We start from the raw sequence: 21,072 nt of genomic DNA on the forward strand, positions 1-21,072 counted from the left end.
GTTGTACCAACCCAAGAAAAAAGCCGGCCGGACTGTACTTATCGTTCGGAAAAAGAGCCTCAAATTCGATAATTCCTCATCAGAGGGGACGATTGATGGACAAGCAAGACAAGGTGGACCTGCATCGGCGCAGGCTGATCAACTTCGGTGTCGCCGGTGCGGCGCTCGCGGGCACGACAGGCGTGAGCGCGGCTCAGGCCAAGCCGCAGTCTGTGCGTTGGGACATGCAGGCTGACATCGTGTGCGTCGGCAGCGGCGCTGCCGCCTGCTCGGCCGCGGTCACGGCGGCCGATCTCGGCGACAAGGTGATCCTGCTGGAAAAGGCGCCGGTGTTCGGCGGCACCACGCGTCGTTCCGGCGGCGTGGCCTGGATCCCGAACAACTTCAGCCTGCGTGCCCAGGGTGTCGAGGACACCGAGGCCGACTGCATGCGCTACATGTGCCGCTACGGTTTCCCCGAGCGTTACCGCGCCGAGGGCGAGAACTTCGGCCTCGAGCCGTTCGAGTTCGCGCGGCTGCAGGCCTTCTACCGCAACGCGGCACCGGCGGTGGCGCGTTTCAACGAGATCGGCGCATCCCATTTCGTGCGCTTCGAGCTTCCGGGCGGCGTCGGCCCCTCGCCCGACTATGCCGCGTCCCTGCCCGAGAACAAGGTGCCCAAGGGGCGCGCGGTGTGGCCCGATCCCAAGGTGGACGGGGGGCGCGGGTCCGCGATCGTGGATCACATGATCGCGTGGCTGGAGAAGCACGGCGGAACGGCGCTCACCGATCACCGCGTGGTGCGGCTGATCCAGAAGCAGGGGCGCGTCGCGGGGGTCGAGGTCGAGGCCGGTGGCAAGCGCCTGAACGTGCGGGCGAAAAAGGCCGTGATCTTCGGTTCGGGAGGTTTCGCCCATAATCCGCAGATCGCGCAGCGCCATCTGGATCCCATCTACGGGGCCTGCGCATCGCCCGGTTCGACGGGCGACTTCATCCCGATGGCGACCGCCGTCGGTGCTCGCATGGACAACATGCGCAGCGCGTGGCGCACGCAGGTCCTGCTCGAAGAGGCGCTGGAGAACCGGGTGATCGGCCGCGCGCTGAACATTCCGCCGGGCGACGCGATGATCCTCGTGAACAAGCACGGCCATCGCGTCGTCAACGAGAAGCGCAATTACAACGACCGCACGCGCGTGCATTTCGTGTGGGATCCGGTGCGTGTCGATTACCCGAACCAGTTCCTGTTCATGGTGTTCGACCAGCGCGCCATCGACGTCTATGGCGGCTCCTATCCCTTCCCCAAGAACGCCCGCGAATCCGCGCTGCTGATCCAGGGCGGGAGTTTCGCCGAGCTTGCGCAGAACGTGCAGGCGCGGCTGGACAAGCTTGCGCCGCGCATCGGGGCGGTGCAGCTCGCGCCCGATTTCACGCGCCAGATCGAACAGTCGGTGCAGCGTTTCAATGGCTTCGCGCGCCAGGGGCGGGACGACGACTTCAAGCGTGGCGACGCGGCCGAGGTCGATTGGCTCGCGTATTTCTCGCGGCCGCGTGCCGGGCAGGAGGACAAGCTGCAGGGCATGGCGAACCCGACCATGCATCCGTTCGCGGACAGCGGTCCCTACTACGCGCTGATCGTCGCGCCGGGAGCGCTCGACACCAACGGCGGGCCGCAGATCGACGCCGAGGCGCGCGTGCTCGACGCCGAGGGGCGGCCGATCCCGGGTCTGTACGGCGCCGGCAACTGCATCGGCAGCCCGACGCGCAGCGGCTACTTCGGTGCCGGCGGGACGATCGGGCCGGCGCTCACCTTCGGCTACATCGCCGCGCAGTCGGCGCATCGCAGCGGGGCGGCGTGATGCAGCTGCGCAGATCCAGGATGGCACTCGGGTTTTCGCTCATGCTGCTCCTGAGCCCGGGCGCGAACGCGGGCGGGACCGTGAGCTTCACAAAAGACGTGGTCGGCGTGTTCAAGCGCCAATGCGTCGCCTGTCACATGACCGGCGAGGAGCAGGGGCAACTGGGCCTGGCGCCCGGCCTGGCCTATGCGGGACTCGTCGGCGTGGCCTCGCGCGGCAGCGGCTTGCCGCGCGTGGCACCGGGCGAGCCGGAACGCAGCTACCTCGTGCACAAGCTGCAGGGTACCCATCTCGATCAGGGCGGTTCCGGCGAGCGGATGCCGATGGGGCAGGAGCCGCTGGCGGATCGTGACATCGCACTCGTGCGCGACTGGATCGCGGCGGGCGCGCAGAACAACTGATGCAGGGTGAGGCAATGACTGAAATGACCTTGAACGCTCCGATCCGGAGCGGCGCGATCAGGCAGGACGGCAGCTATGCGTGGTATGTCGTCTTCCTGCTGACCTTCGCATATACGGTGGCCTTCATCGATCGGCAAGTGCTGAACCTGCTCGTCGATCCGATCAAGAAGGACATTCTGCTGAGCGACGTGCAGATCAGTCTGCTGCAGGGCTTCGCGTTCATGGCGGCCTACGTGGTGTTCGGGCCGATCTTCGGGCGCTGGGTGGATACCGGCCACCGGCGCAACGTGCTGGTGCTGGGGGTGACGCTGTGGAGCGCGTTCACGGTGTTCTGCGGCCTGTCGGAGGAATACTGGCAGTTGTTCGTCGCGCGTGCCGGCGTCGGTGCCGCGGAAGCGTGCCTCGCGCCCGCCGGCTGGTCGCTGATCGCGGACTATTTCAGCCGCCAGCGCCTGCCGCGGGCGATGAGCATCTTCATGCTCGGGCCATCGCTGGGGGCGGGGCTCGCGCTGATCGCGGGCGGGCTCGTGATCAACTCGGTGGCAACGCTCGCCGAGTGGTTTCCGGCCCTGTCCGGGCTGAGCGTGTGGCAACTCACTTTCGTGATGGTCGGCGTGCCAGGCTTCGTCCTCGCCTTGGTGCTGCTCACGGTACGCGAGCCGGAACGCAGTTCGATGAGCGGGACGACGCAGAAGGACGAGCACTTCACGCTGCGCGAGGTCCTCGCCTTCTTCTGGACGAACCGCGCGTTCTACCTGCGCTATTTCATCGGCCTGTCGCTGCTCGCAATCGTCATCTACGGTTTTCCGACCTGGATGCCGGCCTACCTGATGCGCCACTTCGGCGCGGACCCGGCCTCCGTGGGCTTCCGCTACGGCGCGCAGGTCCTCGTCATCGGCGCGATCGGCATCTACTCCGGCCCGTGGCTGGAGCGCTGGCTGACGTCGCGCGGCTACAAGGATGCGCCGGTACGCTGCGCGATGCTGTGTGCGATCGCCGTGCTGGGTTGTCTGGCGATCTTCCCTTTCGTCGATAGCTACGAGTTGACGCTCGGCGTGTCGGCACTGATCAATCTGTTCTACGCGCTGCCGTGGGCGGTGGCGGCCTCCGCCCTGCAGATCACGACGCCGAACCGCATGCGCGGCATCGCCGTGTCGATCTTCTACTTCCTGATCTCGGTCTTCGGCCTGGGCATCGCGCCCAGCATCATCGCCTTCGTCACCGACCATGTGCTCAAGGATCCCGCGCAGGTGGGCATCTCGCTCGCGGCGGTGTGCAGCGCGAGCGCGCTCGGGGCCGCGTGGCTGCTGCACGGGGCCTTGAAACACTATCGGGAGAGTGCCGAATGAGCGCGACCGGCGAAGCGCTGGCCGAACCGTCTGCAGGCGCAGCGCCCCTGGCCGAGATCGAGAGTCATTGCTTTCTCGACTGGCGCCCCCGTCGTTGAACGTTTTCCCTCACGCGCGCGCGTCTGCCCGAGCAACGGCGGGCTCGCGCGCCCTTCCTTTCAAGAGAACAGGAGTTTCCAATGCAGACAGTCCTGGTTCCGTTCGACGGATCCGCGTGTGCCGAGCGCGCGTTGCAATATCTCGTGACCGCCGCTCAGTCCTTCGCCGACATGCGCGTGCATGTGCTCAACGTCCAGCCGAAGGCGGCCCTGTATGGCGAGTATTTCTCGTCGGAGATGCTGGACAAGATGGAGGCAGCCACGCTGCAGCACGCGGCGGAGATCAACGCCAAGGCGCTCGAAATCCTGTCGGCGGCGCAGATCAAGTGCACCGGTCACGAGGTGATCGGCGAGGTGATCTCCGAAGTGGGCAAGGCCGTCAAGGCGTTCGGCTGCGACACGGTGGTGATGGGTACGCGTGGCATGAGCAACTTCTCGAACCTCGTGCTCGGTTCGGTTGCGTCGCGCGTGGTGCATGAGGTGTCGGTGCCGGTGCTGCTGGTGAAGTAGGCACCTCGATTCGCTCGGAAGCGCGACCGCGCGCCGGTTGATCGGGCGCGCTGTCGTTTACCGCTTCAGGCAGGGACGAGCACGGCGTCCCGGGCTTTCACCGAGGGGTCGGCGAGCCGTTCCGCGGACACTGCCGATGCAGCTGCGATGAACTGCTTGCCGGCGATGAAGTCGAGCGGAGAGTTGAGCGCCTCGACCGCGACGACCCGCTCGCCCCACAGGTGATACACGGCGAACTTGCCCTGATCCGGATTGCCGCGCAGAACCTGCCGGTCCGCGTCAAAGGGCACGCCGGCGATCTGCAGCTTGAGCTCGTACTGGTCGGACCAGAACCACGGCACTTCCGGGGCCGGCCGCGCCTTGCCGAGGATCGCGCAGGTCGCCAGACGTGCCTGTTCGAGCGCGTTGGGCACGCTCTCCAGCCGGAACATGCGGTTGCCGTACAGCGGCATCGGGCGCCAGCTCAGGTCGCCAATCGCGAAGATGGCGGGATCACTGCTGCGCGCGTCCTGGTCGACCACGATGCCGTTTTCACACTGCAGCCCGGCGGCACGCGCGAGCTCGTCGTTCGGCTGGGCGCCGACCCCGACGATCGCGACGTCGCACGGAATGCGGCGGCCGTCGGCGAGACACAGGGCCTCGACCGCGTCCGTTCCTTCGAAGCGGGCCGCCTGGGCGTCGCAGACGATGTGCACGCCCTGCTGCGTGTGGTGCCGTTCGTAGAAGCGCGCGAGGGGTTCGCTGGCGACGCGCGCGAGCAGGCGGGCCTCGCGTTCGATCACGGTGACGTCGAGGCCGAGCGCGCGGGCCGAGGCGGCCACTTCCAGGCCGACGTAACCGCCGCCGACGACCGCCAGACGCCGTCCCGGCTGCAGGACGTCGCGCAGCCGTTCGCCGTCGGCGATGCTGCGCAGGGTCAGGATGTTCGCCAGCTCCGCGCCCGGAATCGGGAGACGGCGCGGCCGGGCACCCGTCGCGATCACGAGGAAGTCGTAGGGCAGCACGCTGCCGTCGTCGAGCGTGACGCTGCGCGCGCCGCGATCGATGGCCTCAACGCGTTGCCCGAGTCGCAGTGCGATGTCGTTAGCCCGGTAGAAGTCGGCGTTCTTGAGCAGAAGGGACGGGATCTCCGCCGAACCCTTGAGAAAGGCTTTCGACAGCGGCGGGCGCTGGTACGGCGGGTGGGTTTCCTCGCCGATCAGCGTGATGGGGCCCGCATGGCCCTGGTCGCGCAACACTGCGGCAAGGGTGCCGCCGGCGTGTCCCGCACCGATGATGACGATTCTGGAATCGATGGACATGGTTCTTCCTGGAAGTTGTGTTGGAACGGCGCTGGTCAGCGAATCTGGCCGACCGCCATATCGTTCCTATATTGGATTTCGCGCCAGGAACTGCCGGATTCACGTCACTGCCGGCGTCGTGCCCAGTTGAGGCCGCGGCGCAAAAGTTCGTAATACACCGGAAGCTCCCACGCGCAGCGCTCGACCTGCGGGTAGTAATCGACCATCGGCTGGAGGTCATAGTGGCCACGGCAGTGGCCGAGGGTCAGGTAGAGGATTTCACCATCGCCGAGCTTGCGCAGGTAAAAGACCGGATGGCGCTGGCGCGGCCACTGCTTGTGCACGAAGCGCCCGGCTTCGCCTTCGAATTCGGCGTCGAGCAGCACCTCCAGGGGCGCGTAGGTTTCCGACAGATACATCTCGTCGACGACGTCGAACGCCTCGATGCCCTCGACCAGCGCATGCCGGCGCCCGGTCGGCTCGACGCGGAAGGAGCCGATCGGCGGGTGGGCGAGGAACATCGAGCCTAGCGTCTCCATGAACAGCGGCGCCCAGCGCGGCGCGTCGATCCTGCCGTCCTCGAGAAAGCGCAGGATCGAGTTGGTACCGTGCAACGCGAACCAGCGCCCGCCGCGGCGCACCCATTCGCGCAGCGCTTCCTGCGCCTCCAGCGGCGGGGTCACATCGCAGGTGTAGGTGACCAGGAAATCGGCCGCGCGGATGGCATCGAGGTTGGAGTAATCCTCGAAGACGCGCACCCGCACACACTCGTCCTCGCCGAGGAGCTTGAGCAGTTCGAGGCGGGCGAAATCGATGTCGTGCCATTTGCCGCCGGCGATCAGGACGCAGTTCACGCGCACGGTGGTCGCTCCGTTAGTGCTGGACGCGCTTGGTCATGCCGCCGTCGATCACGAGGTTGGTCCCCGTTGTGAAGGCGCTGACGGGCGAGGCGAGGAAGGCGATCGCCTGCGCGATCTCCTCGGCGCTGCCGAGCCGGCCAAGGGGAACCTGCGCGACGGTGCGCTCGTAGAAATCCGGCCGGCTGCTCTTGATCTTGTCCCAGGCGCCGCCCTCGATGAACACCGGTCCCGGCGACACGGTATTCACACGGATGCCCTTGGGCGCGAGGGCTTGCGCGAGTGCTCCGGCGTAGTTCGTCACCGCAGCCTTGAGCGCCGCGTAGGGCTGCGGTCCGAAGGCCGGTTCGATCGCGACGGTGGTGGAGATCACGACGATTGCGCCGCTTCCGGAGCGTTCGAGGGCGGGCAGGGCGGTGTCGATGCCCCGATAGGTCGCCAGCAGATCGAGTTCGAACGCGGCTTGCCAGCGTTCCTCCGAAGGGGCGCCGCCGCCGGCCGAAGCGAAGCAGACGAAGATGTCGCAGCCGCCCAGCCGTTCGCATGCGCGCCCGACCCAGTCGCGATACGCCTGTGCGTCGCCCATGTCGACGCTTTCGCCCCGCGCCGTCGCGCCGCGGCTGCGCAACTGCCCGACCGCTTCTTCCACGCCCTGCCGATCACGCGCGCACAGCTCGATCGCGCAGCCTTCCGCCGCCAGCACTTCGGCGACTGCGCGCCCGATGCCCTTGGTGGCGCCCGCCAGGATGGCCTTCCTGCCCTTCAGTCCGAGATCCATTCTTGTGTCCTCTCTGTGGGTTGATGCATCTGGAGCAGAGTCTATTTCCAAAAAATAAAACAGTCCAGTATGTTTGTGATTTTTGACTGAACGACGTTGCTTTGGAGGATTGAGTAAGCAAAAACATATGGTTATATAAGATCGTCGCGTGCATTGTCGTGGCGGGTAAGCGAAATAAAAAAACAGGCTGACAGGCTTGTTATTTTTTTGGGGCACGGTTAGAGTTCGTTCCGAAAGGCGATTCGATGCCTTGATAGAACTTATTGATAGGAGGGGGTCATGGCCGAAAAGGACCGTCTGTTCGGCGAGGAGGTGGGCGATCGCTGCGCGGCGCCGTCGTGGGATGAGCTGGCGGCAAGCGACAGCCGCCCGGTGCCCCGCTTCCTGCGCGAAGACACGTATCGGAATCTGGGTTCAGAGCCGCTCTCGACCGATCGCTATACCTGCCCGACGTTTTTCCGCAAGGAGCTGGAGCGGATGTGGCCGCGCGTGTGGCAGTTTGCCGCCCGCGAGGAGGAGCTGATCGAGCCCGGTAGCGTGGTGTTGTACGAGAACGCGGGTCGTTCCTATCTCGTCACGCGCCAGGCCGACGGTTCCGTGCGGGCGTTCCACAACGTCTGCCTGCATCGTGGCCGCAAGCTGCGCACCGCGAACGGCCGGGTCGGCGAGTTCCGTTGCCCCTACCACGCCTTCTCGTGGAACACGGACGGCAGCCTGCGCCATATCCCGTGCCGCTGGGACTTCCCGCATATCGACGACCAGAAGATGCAGCTGCCGGAGGCCCAGGTCGCACGCTGGGGCGGCTTCATCTTCGTGAAGGACGAGGAGGGCGGACCCTCGCTCGAGGAGTTCCTGGGACCCCTGCCCGAGCACTTCCGCCGCTGGCAGCCGGAGCGCCGCTACACCTCGGCGTGGGCCGCCAAGGTCGTGCCGGCGAACTGGAAGGCGGTTGCCGAAGCCTTCATGGAAGCCTTCCACGTGATCGCGACACACCCGCAGATCATGCCTTTCACGGGCGATGCCAACAGCAAGTACAACCTGTACGGCGACAACGTGAATCTGGCGATCACGCCCTTCGGCACGACCTCGCCGCATCTGGAAGGAGCCGGGTTGAGCGAGCAGGAGGTGATGAATGCCTTCCTCAAGTACAACGGCCGCGTCGTTCCGCCGAACGCGTCGATCACGGTGCCGGAGGGCCAGTCGGCGCGCCGCGTGATGGGCGACTTCAACCGCTTCCGCTTCGGCGAGATGGCCGGCGAGGACCTCGATCACGCCAGCGACGCCGAGGTGCAGGACGCGCTGACCTACAACGTCTTCCCGAACTTCTCGCCGTGGGGCGGTTTCTCGCCGTCGGTGGTGTATCGCTGGCGCCCGTGGCCGGACCAGGATCACACGCTGATGGAAGTGCGCGTCCTGACGCCCGTCCCTGCCGGGCAGCAGATTCCGCCCGCGGTGCCGATGCGCCAGCTCGAGGCCGATGAGTCGTGGGCGACCGCGCTGGGCGTGCTCGGCGGCATCCTCGACCAGGACATGGGCAACCTGCCGCACGTGCAGACGGGCATGAAGGCATCGAAGAACAAGGAGCTGCACCTGGGCAACTACCAGGAAATCCGCATCCGCCATTTCCACCAGACGCTCGACAAGTATCTCGCGGACGACAAGGAGTGAAACCCGACATGAAAGGCGTCGCGATCACGCGTTTCGGCGCGCCCGAGGTCCTGCAACTGGGCGATCAGCCGATGCCCGTGCCCGGTGCAGGCGAGGTGCTGATCCGGGTTGCGGCATCGGGCGTCAATCGCCCCGATGTGTCGCAGCGCGAAGGCAACTACCCGCCGCCGGCCGGTATCTCGCCGCTGCCGGGCCTCGAAGTGGCAGGCGAGATCGTGGGGGGTGACCTCCAGCATGCGGACAACGCCTTCGGCTTGAAGGCTGGCGATGCGGTATGCGCGCTCGTCGCCGGCGGCGGCTATGCCGAGTACTGCGTGGCGCCCGTCGCCCAGTGCCTGCCGGTTCCCGCCGGCCTGTCGCTGGTCGAAGCGGCGGCGTTGCCGGAAACCTATTTCACGGTGTGGAGCAATGTCTTCGACCGTGCCCGGCTGGGACGCCGGGAGGACGGCACGCCGGAGTCCCTGCTCGTGCATGGGGGCACCAGCGGCATCGGCGTCGCGGCGATCCAGATCGCGCACGCCCTCGGCCATCGCGTGTTCGCCACGGCCGGCAGCAACGAGAAATGCCGCGCAACCGAGCGCCTCGGCGCCGAGCGCGGCATCAACTACCGCACAGAGGACTTCGTCGCGGTCGTGCGCGAGCTGACGGCGGGGCGCGGGGTCGATGTGGTGCTCGACATCGTCGGCGGTGACTACATCCCGCGCGACATCGACTGCCTGGCCCTCGACGGGCGTCTCGCCCTCGTTGCGGTGCTGGGCGGCACCGAAACGCAGCTGGATCTTTTGAAGGTGCTGATGCGGCGCCTGACGATCAGCGGCTCGACGCTGCGTGCCCGCTCCATCGCTTTCAAGGGCGCGATCGCCCGGCGCCTGCGCGAGCACGTTTGGCCGCTGCTCGCGAGCGGGCGGATCCGCCCGGAGATCCACGCCACCTTCCGTCCGTCCGACGCTGCCGAAGCGCACCGCCTGATGGAGAGCAGCCGCCACATCGGCAAGCTCGTCCTGGACTGGAGGGGCTGATCCCGACTCGGCCGGGAAGCCGCGTCGAACAAAGGAAATCGAGCGAACGCCAGGTTCGCGATTCAAGCAGCACAGACCCACAGGGGAGACAAGAGAGATGCAAATCGACAAGAAGGGACGCCGGGTGACGATGCGCGCGGCCGTATCGCTGCTCGCATTGTTCGGTGCGATGGGCGCCGCGCAGGCAATCGAAATCGACACCGGCAACCCCGACATCAGCATGCAGTGGGGCAACACCGTCCGCTACAACGCCGGCTGGCGCATGAACGGCCAGGACAGGGCGATCGCCAACAGTCCGAACACCGACGAAGGCGACAACTCCTTCGATCGCGGCGAGATGGTCACGAACCGGGTCGACCTCCTGACCGAGCTCGACGTCTCCTACCGCCGCCAGGTCGGCTTCCGCGTCAGCGCGGCGGCCTGGTACGACGCGGCCTTCGACGAGGACGTCAAGACCGGAGCGGGCCTTGCCAATCGCGGCAGCTACATCGGCAACGAGTTCTCGGGCCATACCAAGCGCTACCACGGCGGGTTGTCGGGGGAGATCCTCGATGCCTACGTGTTCGGCAACTTCGATCTCGGCCCCGTGCCGGCGAGCCTGAAGGTCGGCCGTCAGACCAACCTGTGGGGCGAAGCGCTGGTGCTGTCGTCGCACAGCGTCTCGTACGCGCAGGCCCCGATCGACGCCTTCAAGGCCACGGCTACGCCCGGTGTTGACGCCAAGGAAGTGTCGCTGCCGGTGGGCCAGGTTTACGGCTCGCTGCAGCTCACCGACCGCCTGTCGCTCGCGGCGCAGTATTACTACGAGTGGGATCCAACCCGTCTCGCTCAGGGCGGCACCTACCTGTCCAGCACCGATTTCCTGCTCGAAGGGCCGGACCGCTTCTCGCTCGCGCCGGGCGTCAACCTGGCGAACCGCGGAGTGGATAAGCCGAAGGGGCAGGCCGACTGGGGTCTCGCGGCGCGCTACAACTCCGAGTTGCTGGGCGCGACCGTCGGCGCCTACTACCGTGTGTTCGACGAACGTTCGCCGACCGTCAGCCTGGACCTGGCGCGTCGCAGCTACCGTGCGATCTACCCCGAAGACACCAAGCTCTACGGCCTGAGCCTCTCCAAGAACATCGCCGGCGTGTCGGTGGGCGCGGAGATCGTGCACCGCCGCGACACGGCCCTCGCGAGCTCGATCACCGACGGCGCCGACGAGGGCGCGCGCGGCGACACCTGGCATGGCCTCCTGAACGCCGTCGCGACCTTCGGCCCGACCTCGCTGTGGAGCTCCGCCGCGCTGACGGGCGAAATCGCCTACAGCAAGCTCGACCGCCTGAGCTCGGGCGAGCGCTACTTCAACGGCTGCCACCGCGACGGCGCCGCGAACCGCGACGAGGAAACCGGCTGTGCCTCGCGCGAAGCGTGGCAGGGCACCGTGCGCTTCTCGCCGTCCTGGACCGCCGTGTGGCCCGGCTGGGACATCTCGAGCACCGCGAGCCTGACCTACGGCCTGGATGGCAACAGCCCGGTGCTGGGCGGCGGAAACGAGAAGAGCGGCAGCTGGACCGTCGGCATGACCTTCACCTACAACCAGCAACACGACTTCACGATCGCCTACAACGACTACCTGGCGACGTACGAGAAGAACCCGGCCAACGGGCTGATCCAGTTCAGCAACGGCAGCCAGCTGCAGGACCGCGGCTGGTTGTCCCTGACCTACAAGGGCTCGTTCTGAGGCCCGCCCCCACAGAGAGACATGAGGAGACCCCCAATGAGCGTTCGTAACTCCCTTATTCCGGCGCTGCTGCTCGCAACGGCTGGCAGCCTCGCCCAGGCGGCCCCGAACCCGGACGAGCTCAAGCAACTGGGCACCACGCTGACCCCGTGGGGCGCGATCAAGGCGGGCAATGCCGACGGCACGATCCCCGAATACACCGGCGGCCTCAGCAAGCCGCCGGCGAACTACGACCCGAAGCGTCCCGGCTGGCGTCCGGATCCCTTCGCAAGCGACAAGGTGCTGGTCCGCATCGACGCGAAGAACATGGACAAGTACAAGGACCGCCTGACTCCGGGCACGATGGAGATGATGAAGAAGTATCCGGACTACTACATCAACGTCTTCCAGACCCGCCGCTCGGCCGGCTATCCGCAGGACGTGCTGGACAACTCGGTCAAGAACGCCACGCGCTGTGCGACCACGAACGGCGACCTGGGGCTCGACACGTCCAAGGGCTGCGGCTTCGGCATCCCCTTCCCGATCCCCAAGAGCGGCCTCGAGGTGATGTGGGACCACGATGCGCGTTTCCGCCCGACCTTCATGGGCCGCAACGCCTGGGTCAGCTACGTGAAGCCGAGTGGCGAGGTCGTGATCACGGCCAAGGGCCACACCTACAAGGATTACGGCTTCTACGACAAGAGCAAGGAGAAGCCGGATACCTCGCTGACCTTCCGCATGGAGTACTTCGGGCCGACGCGCCTGGCGGGCATGCACACCATGTGGCACGACATGCTCGAGGACAGCGAGCGCCGCAGCTGGACCTATCAGCCCGCGACGCGGCGTGTGCGCCTGTCCCCGGATTCGGCCGCGGACACCCCGATCAGCCAGGCCGGCGGTGCCATGGTGTATGACGAGGACCAGCTTTTCTCGGGCAAGAAGGACCGCTTCGAATGGAAGCTGCTGGGGCGCAAGGAAATCTACATTCCGTACAACAACTTCAAGCTGTTCTACCCGGAAGAAGGCGGCTGCAACCACGAGAAGCGCCACGCGACCACGCGCTTCCTGAACCCGGAGTGCGTGCGCTGGGAACTGCACCGCGTCTGGCACGTCGAGGGGACGCTGAAGGACGGCAAGCGCCACGTCTATAGCAAGCGCGATATCTACGTCGACGAGGACTCGTACAGCGACGGCATCGCGGAGAGCTACGACAAGGCCGGCAACCTGTACCGGGCGAACCTGCAGCTCGGTGCGCCGGCGTATGAAGTGCCCTCGCCCTCGATTACCGAGAACTACGTCGTCGATGTCGTCTCCGGCGTGTACATGACCAACATCGCGCAGGACGGCTTCCTGGTCGTGCCGCGCCTGCCGGCCGCCCAGCTGTCTGCCGACTACCTCGACAAGGTGATCTTCAAGTAATCCAGGAAAAGCGCGGCCCCGGCTGCGGTCGGGATCGCGCAGCTCTTCATTCGCCTTACCGGAGTTGAATTCGTCATGACTAGCCGGCACCTGAAGTACGCGCTCCTGAGCCTCGCCCTGATCGCAGCGCTGCCTGCGGCGGCCACGTTCAGGGATCCGCTGGAGACGCCCGCGCAAATGAACCTGGAGCTGGCGAGGTCGAGCCGGCTCACGGCCGTCACCCGGGCCGGCGACCGGCTCGTCGCCGTCGGTCCGCGCGGCCACATCCTCGTCTCGGACGACCAGGGCGCGAACTGGAAGCAGGCCGAGGTGCCCGTCAGCGTCGATCTCGTTGCGGTGCGCTTCGTCACGCCCCGGCAGGGCTGGGTCGTCGGCCATGACGGCGTGGTGCTGCACAGTACCGACGGCGGGTCGACGTGGACCAAGCGCCTCGACGGCCAGCAGGCCATCCGGATCATGAAGGACTACTTCGTCCAGCGCGCCGACATGGGCCACGAGGATGCGCGCAATCTGCTGAGCGAGGTCGCGCGCTACGAGGAAGAGGGGCCGACCAAGCCCTTCCTCGACGTGCTGTTCCTGAACGAGCAGGAGGGCTTCATCGTCGGCGCGTTCGGCCAGGCCTTCCACACCGGCGACGGCGGGAAGAGCTGGAAGCCGCTGCTCGGACGCATCGACAACCCGCGCTCGCTGCACATCTACGCCCTTGCGCAGTCGGGCGGCAGGGTCTATGCGGCGGGCGAGCAGGGGATGCTGCTGAAATGGGATGGCGAGCGCGAGCGCTTCGATGCGATGGCGTCGCCCTACCGGGGGAGCTTCTTCGGGTTGCTCGGAACCGACGCGGGCCTCGTCGCCTACGGCCTGCGCGGCAATGCCTTCGCGAGCCGCGACGGCGGTGCGAGCTGGAGCGAGCTCAAGACCGGCGTGACGGATGCGATCACCGGTGCCGCCGGACTTGGAGGCGAAGCAGTGGTGCTGGCGACCCAGGGCGGCAAGCTGCTCGTCGACCGGGGCCAGGGCGAGCTGCAGGAACTGCCCGTCACGCGCCCCATGGCGTATTTCAGCCTCGCCAACGCGGGGCCGCGGTCGCTTGTCGTGGTCGGCTCGGGCGGTGTCCAGGTCGAGTCAATCAGCATTCAGAAATAGGTGGGCAAGGCTATGGCAGTCGGTAGCAAACAGACGGGCGAGATGCCCGCGATCCAGGACCTGGCGCAATTCGACAGGCGCTCGGGAAACTGGCTGGAGCGGGCGGTGTTCAACCACCGCGTGCTGTTCATCCTGGCGTGCGCGCTGATCACGACGGTGCTCGGCCTGCAGATCGCGAAGCTCGAGGTCAACGCGAGCTTCGACAAGATGATCCCGCAGAGCCACCCGTACATTCAGAACTATTTCGAGAACCGCGCGCGGCTGGGCGGTCTCGGTAACGTCGTGCGCGTGGTGGTGCGCAACGAGCAGGGGGACATCTTCGATCCCCGCTTCCTCGAGATCACGAAACAGGTCAATGACGAGCTGTTCCTCACGCCGGGCGTCGATCGTGCGTGGATGAAATCGGTGTGGATGTCCAGCGTGCGCTGGACCGAGGTCACCGAGGAGGGCTTCCGCGGCGGGTCGGTGATGCCGGAAGTGTTCGACGGTTCGGCGCTCGCGACCGAAGAGTTCAAGCGCAACATCCGTTCGGCCGGCCTGGTCGGCAGCCTGGTCGGCAACGACTACAAGTCGCTGATGTACATCGTGCCGCTGCTGGAGTTCGATCCGGCGACCGGCAAGCGGATCGACTACAGCGCCTTCTCCCGTAGCCTCGAAGAAAATGTGCGCGACAAGTTCGGCGAGGCGGGCAAGGTGTCGGTGCATATCGTCGGCTTCGCGAAGCTCGTCGGCGATCTGATCGACGGCATGCTGCAGGTCATCACCTACTTCGGCATCGCGGCCGCGGTCGCCGCGGGTGTCATCTACCTTTACACGCGTTGCGTCCGCAGCACCGTGCTGGTCCTGCTGTGCTCATGCGTCGCGGTGATCTGGCTGCTCGGCTGCATCCGGCTGATGGGCTACTACCTCGATCCGTACTCGGTGCTGGTGCCCTTCCTCGTGTTCGCGATCGGCGTCAGCCACGCGGCGCAGAAGATGAACGGCATCATGCAGGACATCGGCCGCGGCACGCACAAGTACATCGCCGCGCGCTACACCTTCCGTCGCCTCTTCCTCGCCGGCTTCACCGCGCTGCTCGCCGACGCCGTCGGGTTCGGCGTGCTGATGGTGATCGACATCCCGGTGATCAAGGACCTGGCGCTCACGGCGAGCATCGGCGTTGCGATGCTGATCTTTACCAACCTGCTGCTGCTGCCGGTGGCCTTGTCCTTCGTCGGCGTGAGCAAGGCGGCGAGCGCACGCAGCCTCGCCAAGGACGCCGCTGCCGCCGCCAAGGGCCAGCAGGGCGTTTGGCTCTTCCTCGCGCGCTTCACGACGCGTCCCTGGGCGCTGGGTGCGGTGCTCGCGTCGCTCGCGCTCGGCATCGCCGGCTTCATCGTCAGCCTCGACGTGAAGATCGGCGACCTCGACGCCGGCGCGCCCGAACTGCGCCCCGAATCGCGCTACAACGTCGACTCGGCCTACATCGGCGGGCACTACCGGCTCTCCAACGACCAGTTCGTCGTGATCGTGAAGACGCCCGACGAAATGTGTTCTGACTTCCGCGTGCTGAAGGAGACCGAGAGCCTGACCTGGGCCTTGCGCCAGGTGCCGGGCGTGCAGAGCGCGACGGCGATGTCGGACAACATCATCAACCTCGTGTCCGGCCTGCAGGAAGGCAATCCCAAGTGGCTCACCGTGTCGCGCAATCCGGCGCTGCTGGGGACGGCCGCGCAATGGACGCTGACGGACAATCCGGACGTGGTCGACACCGCCTGCTCGACGATCCCGGTGTTCGCCTACCTGACCGACCACAAGGCCGAGACGCTGAAGGGCGTCGTGGCGCTGGTCGAGAAGTTCGCCGCCGAGCACGACGGCGAGGATCTGCGCTTCCTGCTGGCTGCCGGGCCGGCGGGCATCGAGGCGGTGACCAACATCGTCGTCGAGAAGGCGAACCGCCTGATGCTGCTGTATGTCTATGCGGCGGTCGTGGTCCTGTGCTTCATCACCTTCCGCAGCTGGCGCGCCGTGATCGTCGCGGTGATCCCGCTGGTGCTGACCTCCATCCTGTGCGAGGCGCTGATGGCCGTGCTCGGGATCGGCATCAAGGTCGCCACGCTGCCGGTGATTGCGCTCGGCGTGGGTATCGGCGTGGATTACGCGCTGTACCTGCTGTCGGTGCAGTTGCAGAATCAGCGTGCGGGGATGACGCTGGGCGAGGCCTATGCGCAGGCGATGGAATTCACCGGCAAGGTCGTGGCGCTGGTCGGCGTGACGCTGGCCGCGGGGGTCGTGACCTGGGCCTGGTCACCGATCAAGTTCCAGGCCGACATGGGCATCCTGCTGACCTTCATGTTCGTGTGGAACATGGTCGGCGCGCTGGTCCTGATCCCGGCGCTGTCGCACTTCCTGCTGCGCACGCAGGCCGACCGGGTGCCCCAGGCACCGGCGGTGCGCGACGAGGCCGCGGAGCTGCATGCGAGTGCCGCCGAACAGCCCGGCCTCACCGACGAGAAAGCGCGTAAACACGCCAGCGGCGGCGAGCGCAAGAACGTAAATCCGCTGATCCGGCCGGCTGCGAATCCGCTGGGCCAGCGCTAGACAGTCATAACCAACGAGGGGAATCACGATGTCGATCTTCATGAAGGCAACGCTCAAAGTCGATGCCTACAAGCTGCAGGAGTTTCTCGACGTGTTGCTCAACAAGCTCGTGCCGATGCTCGAGGAGCATGGCTGGCGGCTGCACGGCTGCTTCGTCGAGCGCTACGGTTCGATCAAGCCGGCGGTGGTCGTCGATATCTGGGAGATGGAGAGCATGGCCCACGTCGAGCGGGTGATGAATGGCGACTTCTACCGCCAGGAGCCGCGCTACCAGGAGGCCATGGGCATCCTGAAGGCGGCCGTGCTCGAAGAGACGGTGACGTTCATGGAAAAGAAGGGCGGCACGCTGCCGGTCTTCTACAAGTAAGGGGGGCACGATGAACGCACCCGCTCCGCATCCCGTCCCGACCGTCGACCGGCGCCTTGCCGCCCTCGGACCCGTCATGCAGCTCGCCTTCGTGCCCGCCGATTTCGACGCGGCACTGCGTTTCTGGACCGAAACGATGGGCGCAGGCCCCTTCTACCTGATGGAGCACATCAAGGCCGAGAACATGCGCTATCTCGGCCAGCCGGCGGACATCGATTTCTCGGCGGCCATGGGTTATTGGGGCGATATGCAGATCGAGCTGATCCAGCAGCACAACGCGACGCCGTCGATCTTCACCACCTGGCGCGATCAGGGCCTGCAAGGCCTGCATCACGTGTGCATCGCCGTGGACGACATGGCCGAGGCGCGCCGCGTGTGTGCGGCGGTGGGGGCGACGGTGCTGCAGGAGGCGCAGTTCCGCGGTGGCAGCGCGGAGGTGGTGTACGTCGACACCCACGGTGGACCGGGTTCGATCGTCGAGCTGTGGAAGGGGGATGACGCCGGCCGCACGTTCTTCGCCGGCTTGCGCGAAGCCGCCCGCAACTGGGACGGGCGCGACCCCATACGCCGGCGCGGCTGAAGGCTGGCGTCGCCACACTGCCAGGAGGAGACAAGGATGGATAAAGAGGCAATCGACGAACTGAAGGCGACGGCCCGGGACGTGCTCGACCACGCAAGGAACACGTCCTTTCGTTTTGCCCCCGAGGTCATGACGATCGACGCCAGCGTCTACACCGACCCGGCGCGCTTCGAACGGGAAAAGCGCAGGCTGTTCCGCCGTCTGCCGCTCATGCTGGCGGCGTCGTGCGAAATGCCTGCGGCGGGCGACTACAAGACGATCGAGGTGGCCGGGGTGCCGGTCCTCCTGATGCGCGGAAAGGATGGCGTCGCGCGGGCCTTCCTCAACGCCTGTACGCACCGGGCGGCCATACTGGCCGAAGGTACCGGCAACGCGTCACGCTTTACCTGCCCGTACCATGGTTGGACTTTCACCAACCAAGGGGCGCTGCTGGGCGTCGCGTCGCAGTGCGACTTCGGCACCGTCAACAAGGAAACGATGGGTCTGCGCGAGTTTCCCACCGTCGAAAAAGCCGGGTTGATCTGGGCCGTGCTCGATACCCGGTCGACCCTGGACATCGACGCGTTCCTGTCCGGCTATGACGCAATGCTCGAAGGATTCGGCCTCGCAAACTGGCATCTCGTCGATAGCCGCTGCCTGAAAGGGGCGAACTGGAAGCTCGCATTCGACGCGCACCTCGAGTTCTACCACATCCCCGTTCTGCACAAGAACACCTTTGGTCCTGCGGTCGACAACAAGGCGCTTTACTATTTTTCGGGGCCCCACCAGCGACTGATCCGCAGCGGCCCGGTCGCAGGCCGCGTCCTCCCGGACGAGGCCAACCTGTTCAACTGCATCGACACCCACGAAGCGGATTGGCCGACGGAAGCGATGATGCTGGGCGAATGGATCCTGTTCCCGCACGTATCCATCAACAGCTTCTACGACGGCGGGCGTGGCGTCATCGTGTCGCAGGTCTTTCCGGGCAAGACCGTCGATGAATCCTTCACGATCCAGACCTACCTGATGGAGCGTGAGCCGGACGAGGTTTCGCGCGCCGAAGCGGTGAAGCGGGCGGAGTTCCTGGCACATGTCGTGAACGACGAAGACCTCCCCACTTCGAACGGGCAGCAGCGCGTCCTCGAGTCCGGTCTGTTGCCGACCATCTGCTATGGCAAGAACGAAGGCGGTCTGCAGCATTTTCATCGCTGGGTCGACCGCATCGTGGATACGGATGATGCCGAGCTGAACGCCCTGTTCCGGGAGTGCAGGAAGGCTGCCTGAGCTGCGATAAGCCTGCAGACAGGCAAGAGGGGAAGGGCGACTCCGGTTGCCCCGCCCTCCGATGAAACGGTCGTCCGTTCATGCGACCGTTGCAAGAAAAGACACCAATTGATCGTTGACAAGCAGGTTGGACGGTTTTAGATTAATTAGCATTAATTAACTATAAACCGGACCTATGCGCTGCGCCGCATGGAATCGGGATGGAAGAGACACTGGACATGATCATCGCTCCCGTCAGGAAGCGGACCCGCAGGTCGGGGCAGGCGAGCCGCGAGCAGCTTCTCGAAGTCGCCGCCGAACTGTTCGCGCGCAAGGGGCTTCACGGCGTGACGCTGGCGGAGATCGCCGGCGCGGCCGACATGTCCGGCCCCGCCATCTACAACCATTTCCGTTCCAAGGATGCGCTGTTCGCCGAGGTCGTGAGCCTCATGTACGACGAAGAGGTGGCGGTGTTCGCGGAAGTGCTCGACCCGCTCGATTCGGTGCATGAGGCACTGGAACGGCTGCTCGATCGCGTTCCGAAGATGTATCGCGGCGACGGCGTGCTGCAGCTGCTCGGGCTCACGGCGCAGCTCGAGGCGGTGCGCGATCCGCAGCTTTTCGGCGGCATCGCCCGCGCGGCCCAACGCCGCGACGAGGTCGCGATCCGCCTGGTGGAACGCGCCAAGGCGAAGGGCGAGCTGCCGGCGACGGTGGACGCGGCCGAACTCGGCTCGCTGCTGATCTCGCTGTTCGTCGGTGCGCTGGGCTACCGCTCGCTGCGCGCGCCCACGCGCGCCCAGTTCGCGCACAGCGTTTCGACCTTCCGCGAGCTGCTTCGCGCACTGCGCGAGGGCAATGCATCGGACAAGGATTCAGGCTTGCCGACGGCGGCCGGGGTTTGACGGGATTCCCGGTACCTGCAGGCAACGACAACAGTACGACTGACAACAGAGAGGAGACACGACATGAGTGAAGAAGCCGTGATTACCGCAGGGTGTGGCCAGCACGCCGGCGAGGGCAGTGAATGGACGGTGCTGCGCCGCGAGTCGCACAACAACCTTCGTCGCAGGACGATCGCGCACATCAAGGGGCGGACCACGGATCTCGCCGAGGCGCCGATGACGGTGTCCACTGCCGTGTATACCGATCCGGTCCGTTTCGAGGAGGAAAAGCGCGTGCTGTTCCGCGAGCGCCCCGTCCTCGCCGCCCTCACCGGCGACCTGCCCGAGCCCGGCGACACCTTCCTGTTCGACGAAGTGGGGCCGCCGATCCTGCTGGTGCGCAACAAGGCAGGGAAGGTGAACGCCTTCCTCAACATGTGTACGCACCGCGCCGCCAAACTCGTGACCGAGTGCAAGCGCCGCAACCGCATGTCGTGCAAGTTCCACGGCTGGACCTTCGACCTCGACGGCAAGGCGGTCGGCGTGCCGGGGGCGGAAGGCTTCAAGGGCATCGACATGGCGCAACGCAACCTGATCCCGGTGCCGGTGGCCGAATGGCACGGCCTGATCTTCGTGCGCGCGGTGCCGAACGGCGAGCCGATCGATGTCGAGGCACACCTCGGCCAAGCCTTTGCGCGCGAACTGGCGCACCTCGAGCTGGAAAAGGCGCGGCCGATGAAGACCACGCGCATCGACGTGAACAGCAACTGGAAGTACGCGCTCGACACCTACGGCGAGGGCTACCACTTCGCGACGCTGCACCCGAGCACGATCGGCGCGCTGGCCCTGTCGAACATCATGACCTACGACAACTACGGCCCCAGCCACCGCATGGCGATGCCGCGTGCGGAATTCATGGACTATGCCGACAAGCCCGAGTCCGAATGGCCGGACACGAACTACGGCGGCCTCTATTACATCTTCCCCAACGTCGTCATCAACTGCAACAACATCCCCGGCGGCAAGCAGTTCTACGGCATGTCGCGCCTGTTCCCTGGCGAGACGGTGGATCAGGCGACGACGTTGATCACCACCTACAAGCCCGGTCACATGCAGCACATCCCGGAAACGGAGCCCTGGACGGAGATGCACGACTTCATCCACAAGGTCGTGAGCACCGAGGACTACTCCGTGTCGCGCGACGGGCAGCGCAACATGAGCTATGCGCCGGCCGACTTCAAGCCCGTGCTGGGCGCCAACGAGATCGCGCTGCAGAACATCCATCGCAACATCGAAGCGATGCTCGACGCCGCGCGCAAGTAAGCGCTGCCCGCCGGGTGCCCGCGCTCGCGACGCGGTG

Annotated in this window: 18 protein-coding genes; 15 read left to right on the top strand and 3 right to left on the bottom strand. The window is 66.0% G+C overall.

Annotation, left to right across the window (positions count from 1 at the left end; genetic code table 11):
* Window positions 1-95 precede the first annotated feature (95 nt).
* The 4 genes from ToN1_RS15695 (at window position 96) to ToN1_RS15710 (ending at window position 4,193) form a co-directional block, all read left to right on the top strand.
* Window positions 96-1,835: an FAD-dependent oxidoreductase gene (locus tag ToN1_RS15695; RefSeq protein WP_169206937.1), complete on the top strand. Its 1,740-nt coding sequence runs from the start codon at window positions 96-98 to the stop codon at window positions 1,833-1,835.
* 20 nt (window positions 1,836-1,855) lie between these two features.
* A complete protein-coding gene (locus ToN1_RS15700) occupies window positions 1,856-2,236 on the top strand; it encodes a c-type cytochrome (protein ID WP_169206938.1) in 381 nt (126 codons plus the stop codon).
* Window positions 2,237-2,259: 23 nt separating this feature from the next.
* Entirely contained in the window at window positions 2,260-3,585 is a 1,326-nt protein-coding gene (locus tag ToN1_RS15705; protein ID WP_210147833.1) for a spinster family MFS transporter, read from the top strand.
* 179 nt (window positions 3,586-3,764) lie between these two features.
* On the top strand, window positions 3,765-4,193 hold the full coding sequence (locus ToN1_RS15710; protein WP_169207072.1) for a universal stress protein: 429 nt from the start codon (window positions 3,765-3,767) through the stop codon (window positions 4,191-4,193).
* 65 nt (window positions 4,194-4,258) lie between these two features.
* On the opposite strand, the gene ToN1_RS15715 is transcribed toward ToN1_RS15710, so the two are convergent.
* From ToN1_RS15715 to ToN1_RS15725, 3 genes are all read right to left on the bottom strand, one after another.
* Window positions 4,259-5,494: an NAD(P)/FAD-dependent oxidoreductase gene (locus ToN1_RS15715; RefSeq protein WP_169207073.1), complete on the bottom strand. Its 1,236-nt coding sequence runs from the start codon at window positions 5,492-5,494 to the stop codon at window positions 4,259-4,261.
* Window positions 5,495-5,598: 104 nt separating this feature from the next.
* The gene (locus tag ToN1_RS15720; protein ID WP_169207074.1) at window positions 5,599-6,333 is read right to left on the bottom strand and encodes a ThuA domain-containing protein; all 735 of its coding nucleotides are present in this window, start codon (window positions 6,331-6,333) and stop codon (window positions 5,599-5,601) included.
* A gap of 13 nt (window positions 6,334-6,346) precedes the next feature.
* Window positions 6,347-7,108: an SDR family NAD(P)-dependent oxidoreductase gene (locus tag ToN1_RS15725; RefSeq protein WP_169207075.1), complete on the bottom strand. Its 762-nt coding sequence runs from the start codon at window positions 7,106-7,108 to the stop codon at window positions 6,347-6,349.
* 279 nt (window positions 7,109-7,387) lie between these two features.
* Here ToN1_RS15725 and ToN1_RS15730 point away from each other — a divergent pair, with 279 nt between their 5' ends.
* The 11 genes from ToN1_RS15730 to ToN1_RS15780 all read left to right on the top strand — a co-directional run bounded on the left by ToN1_RS15730 (window position 7,388) and on the right by ToN1_RS15780 (window position 21,035).
* Complete coding sequence (locus tag ToN1_RS15730) at window positions 7,388-8,776, top strand: aromatic ring-hydroxylating oxygenase subunit alpha (protein WP_169207076.1); 1,389 nt, start codon at window positions 7,388-7,390, stop codon at window positions 8,774-8,776.
* 8 nt (window positions 8,777-8,784) lie between these two features.
* Window positions 8,785-9,795, top strand: a complete 1,011-nt coding sequence (locus tag ToN1_RS15735) for an NAD(P)H-quinone oxidoreductase (RefSeq protein WP_169207077.1) — start codon at window positions 8,785-8,787, stop codon at window positions 9,793-9,795.
* Window positions 9,796-9,892: 97 nt separating this feature from the next.
* Entirely contained in the window at window positions 9,893-11,518 is a 1,626-nt protein-coding gene (locus ToN1_RS15740; RefSeq protein WP_169207078.1) for a DUF1302 domain-containing protein, read from the top strand.
* Between the two features lie 36 nt (window positions 11,519-11,554).
* Window positions 11,555-12,916 (top strand): DUF1329 domain-containing protein, encoded by a 1,362-nt coding sequence (locus tag ToN1_RS15745; RefSeq protein ID WP_169207079.1) that lies wholly within the window; start codon window positions 11,555-11,557, stop codon window positions 12,914-12,916.
* A 75-nt stretch (window positions 12,917-12,991) separates the two neighbouring features.
* Complete coding sequence (locus tag ToN1_RS15750) at window positions 12,992-14,059, top strand: WD40/YVTN/BNR-like repeat-containing protein (RefSeq protein WP_169207080.1); 1,068 nt, start codon at window positions 12,992-12,994, stop codon at window positions 14,057-14,059.
* 12 nt (window positions 14,060-14,071) lie between these two features.
* On the top strand, window positions 14,072-16,639 hold the full coding sequence (locus ToN1_RS15755) for an efflux RND transporter permease subunit (RefSeq protein WP_169207081.1): 2,568 nt from the start codon (window positions 14,072-14,074) through the stop codon (window positions 16,637-16,639).
* A gap of 28 nt (window positions 16,640-16,667) precedes the next feature.
* Entirely contained in the window at window positions 16,668-17,006 is a 339-nt protein-coding gene (locus ToN1_RS15760; RefSeq protein WP_169207082.1) for an NIPSNAP family protein, read from the top strand.
* A gap of 10 nt (window positions 17,007-17,016) precedes the next feature.
* Complete coding sequence (locus ToN1_RS15765) at window positions 17,017-17,586, top strand: VOC family protein (protein ID WP_169207083.1); 570 nt, start codon at window positions 17,017-17,019, stop codon at window positions 17,584-17,586.
* Between the two features lie 36 nt (window positions 17,587-17,622).
* Window positions 17,623-18,849, top strand: a complete 1,227-nt coding sequence (locus ToN1_RS15770; RefSeq protein ID WP_169207084.1) for an aromatic ring-hydroxylating oxygenase subunit alpha — start codon at window positions 17,623-17,625, stop codon at window positions 18,847-18,849.
* A gap of 200 nt (window positions 18,850-19,049) precedes the next feature.
* On the top strand, window positions 19,050-19,733 hold the full coding sequence (locus ToN1_RS15775) for a TetR/AcrR family transcriptional regulator (RefSeq protein WP_169207085.1): 684 nt from the start codon (window positions 19,050-19,052) through the stop codon (window positions 19,731-19,733).
* 63 nt (window positions 19,734-19,796) lie between these two features.
* Window positions 19,797-21,035, top strand: a complete 1,239-nt coding sequence (locus ToN1_RS15780) for an aromatic ring-hydroxylating oxygenase subunit alpha (RefSeq protein ID WP_169207086.1) — start codon at window positions 19,797-19,799, stop codon at window positions 21,033-21,035.
* Window positions 21,036-21,072 lie beyond the last annotated feature (37 nt).

Source organism: Aromatoleum petrolei (genome assembly GCF_017894385.1).
GTDB classification, from domain to species: Bacteria; Pseudomonadota; Gammaproteobacteria; order Burkholderiales; family Rhodocyclaceae; genus Aromatoleum; species Aromatoleum petrolei.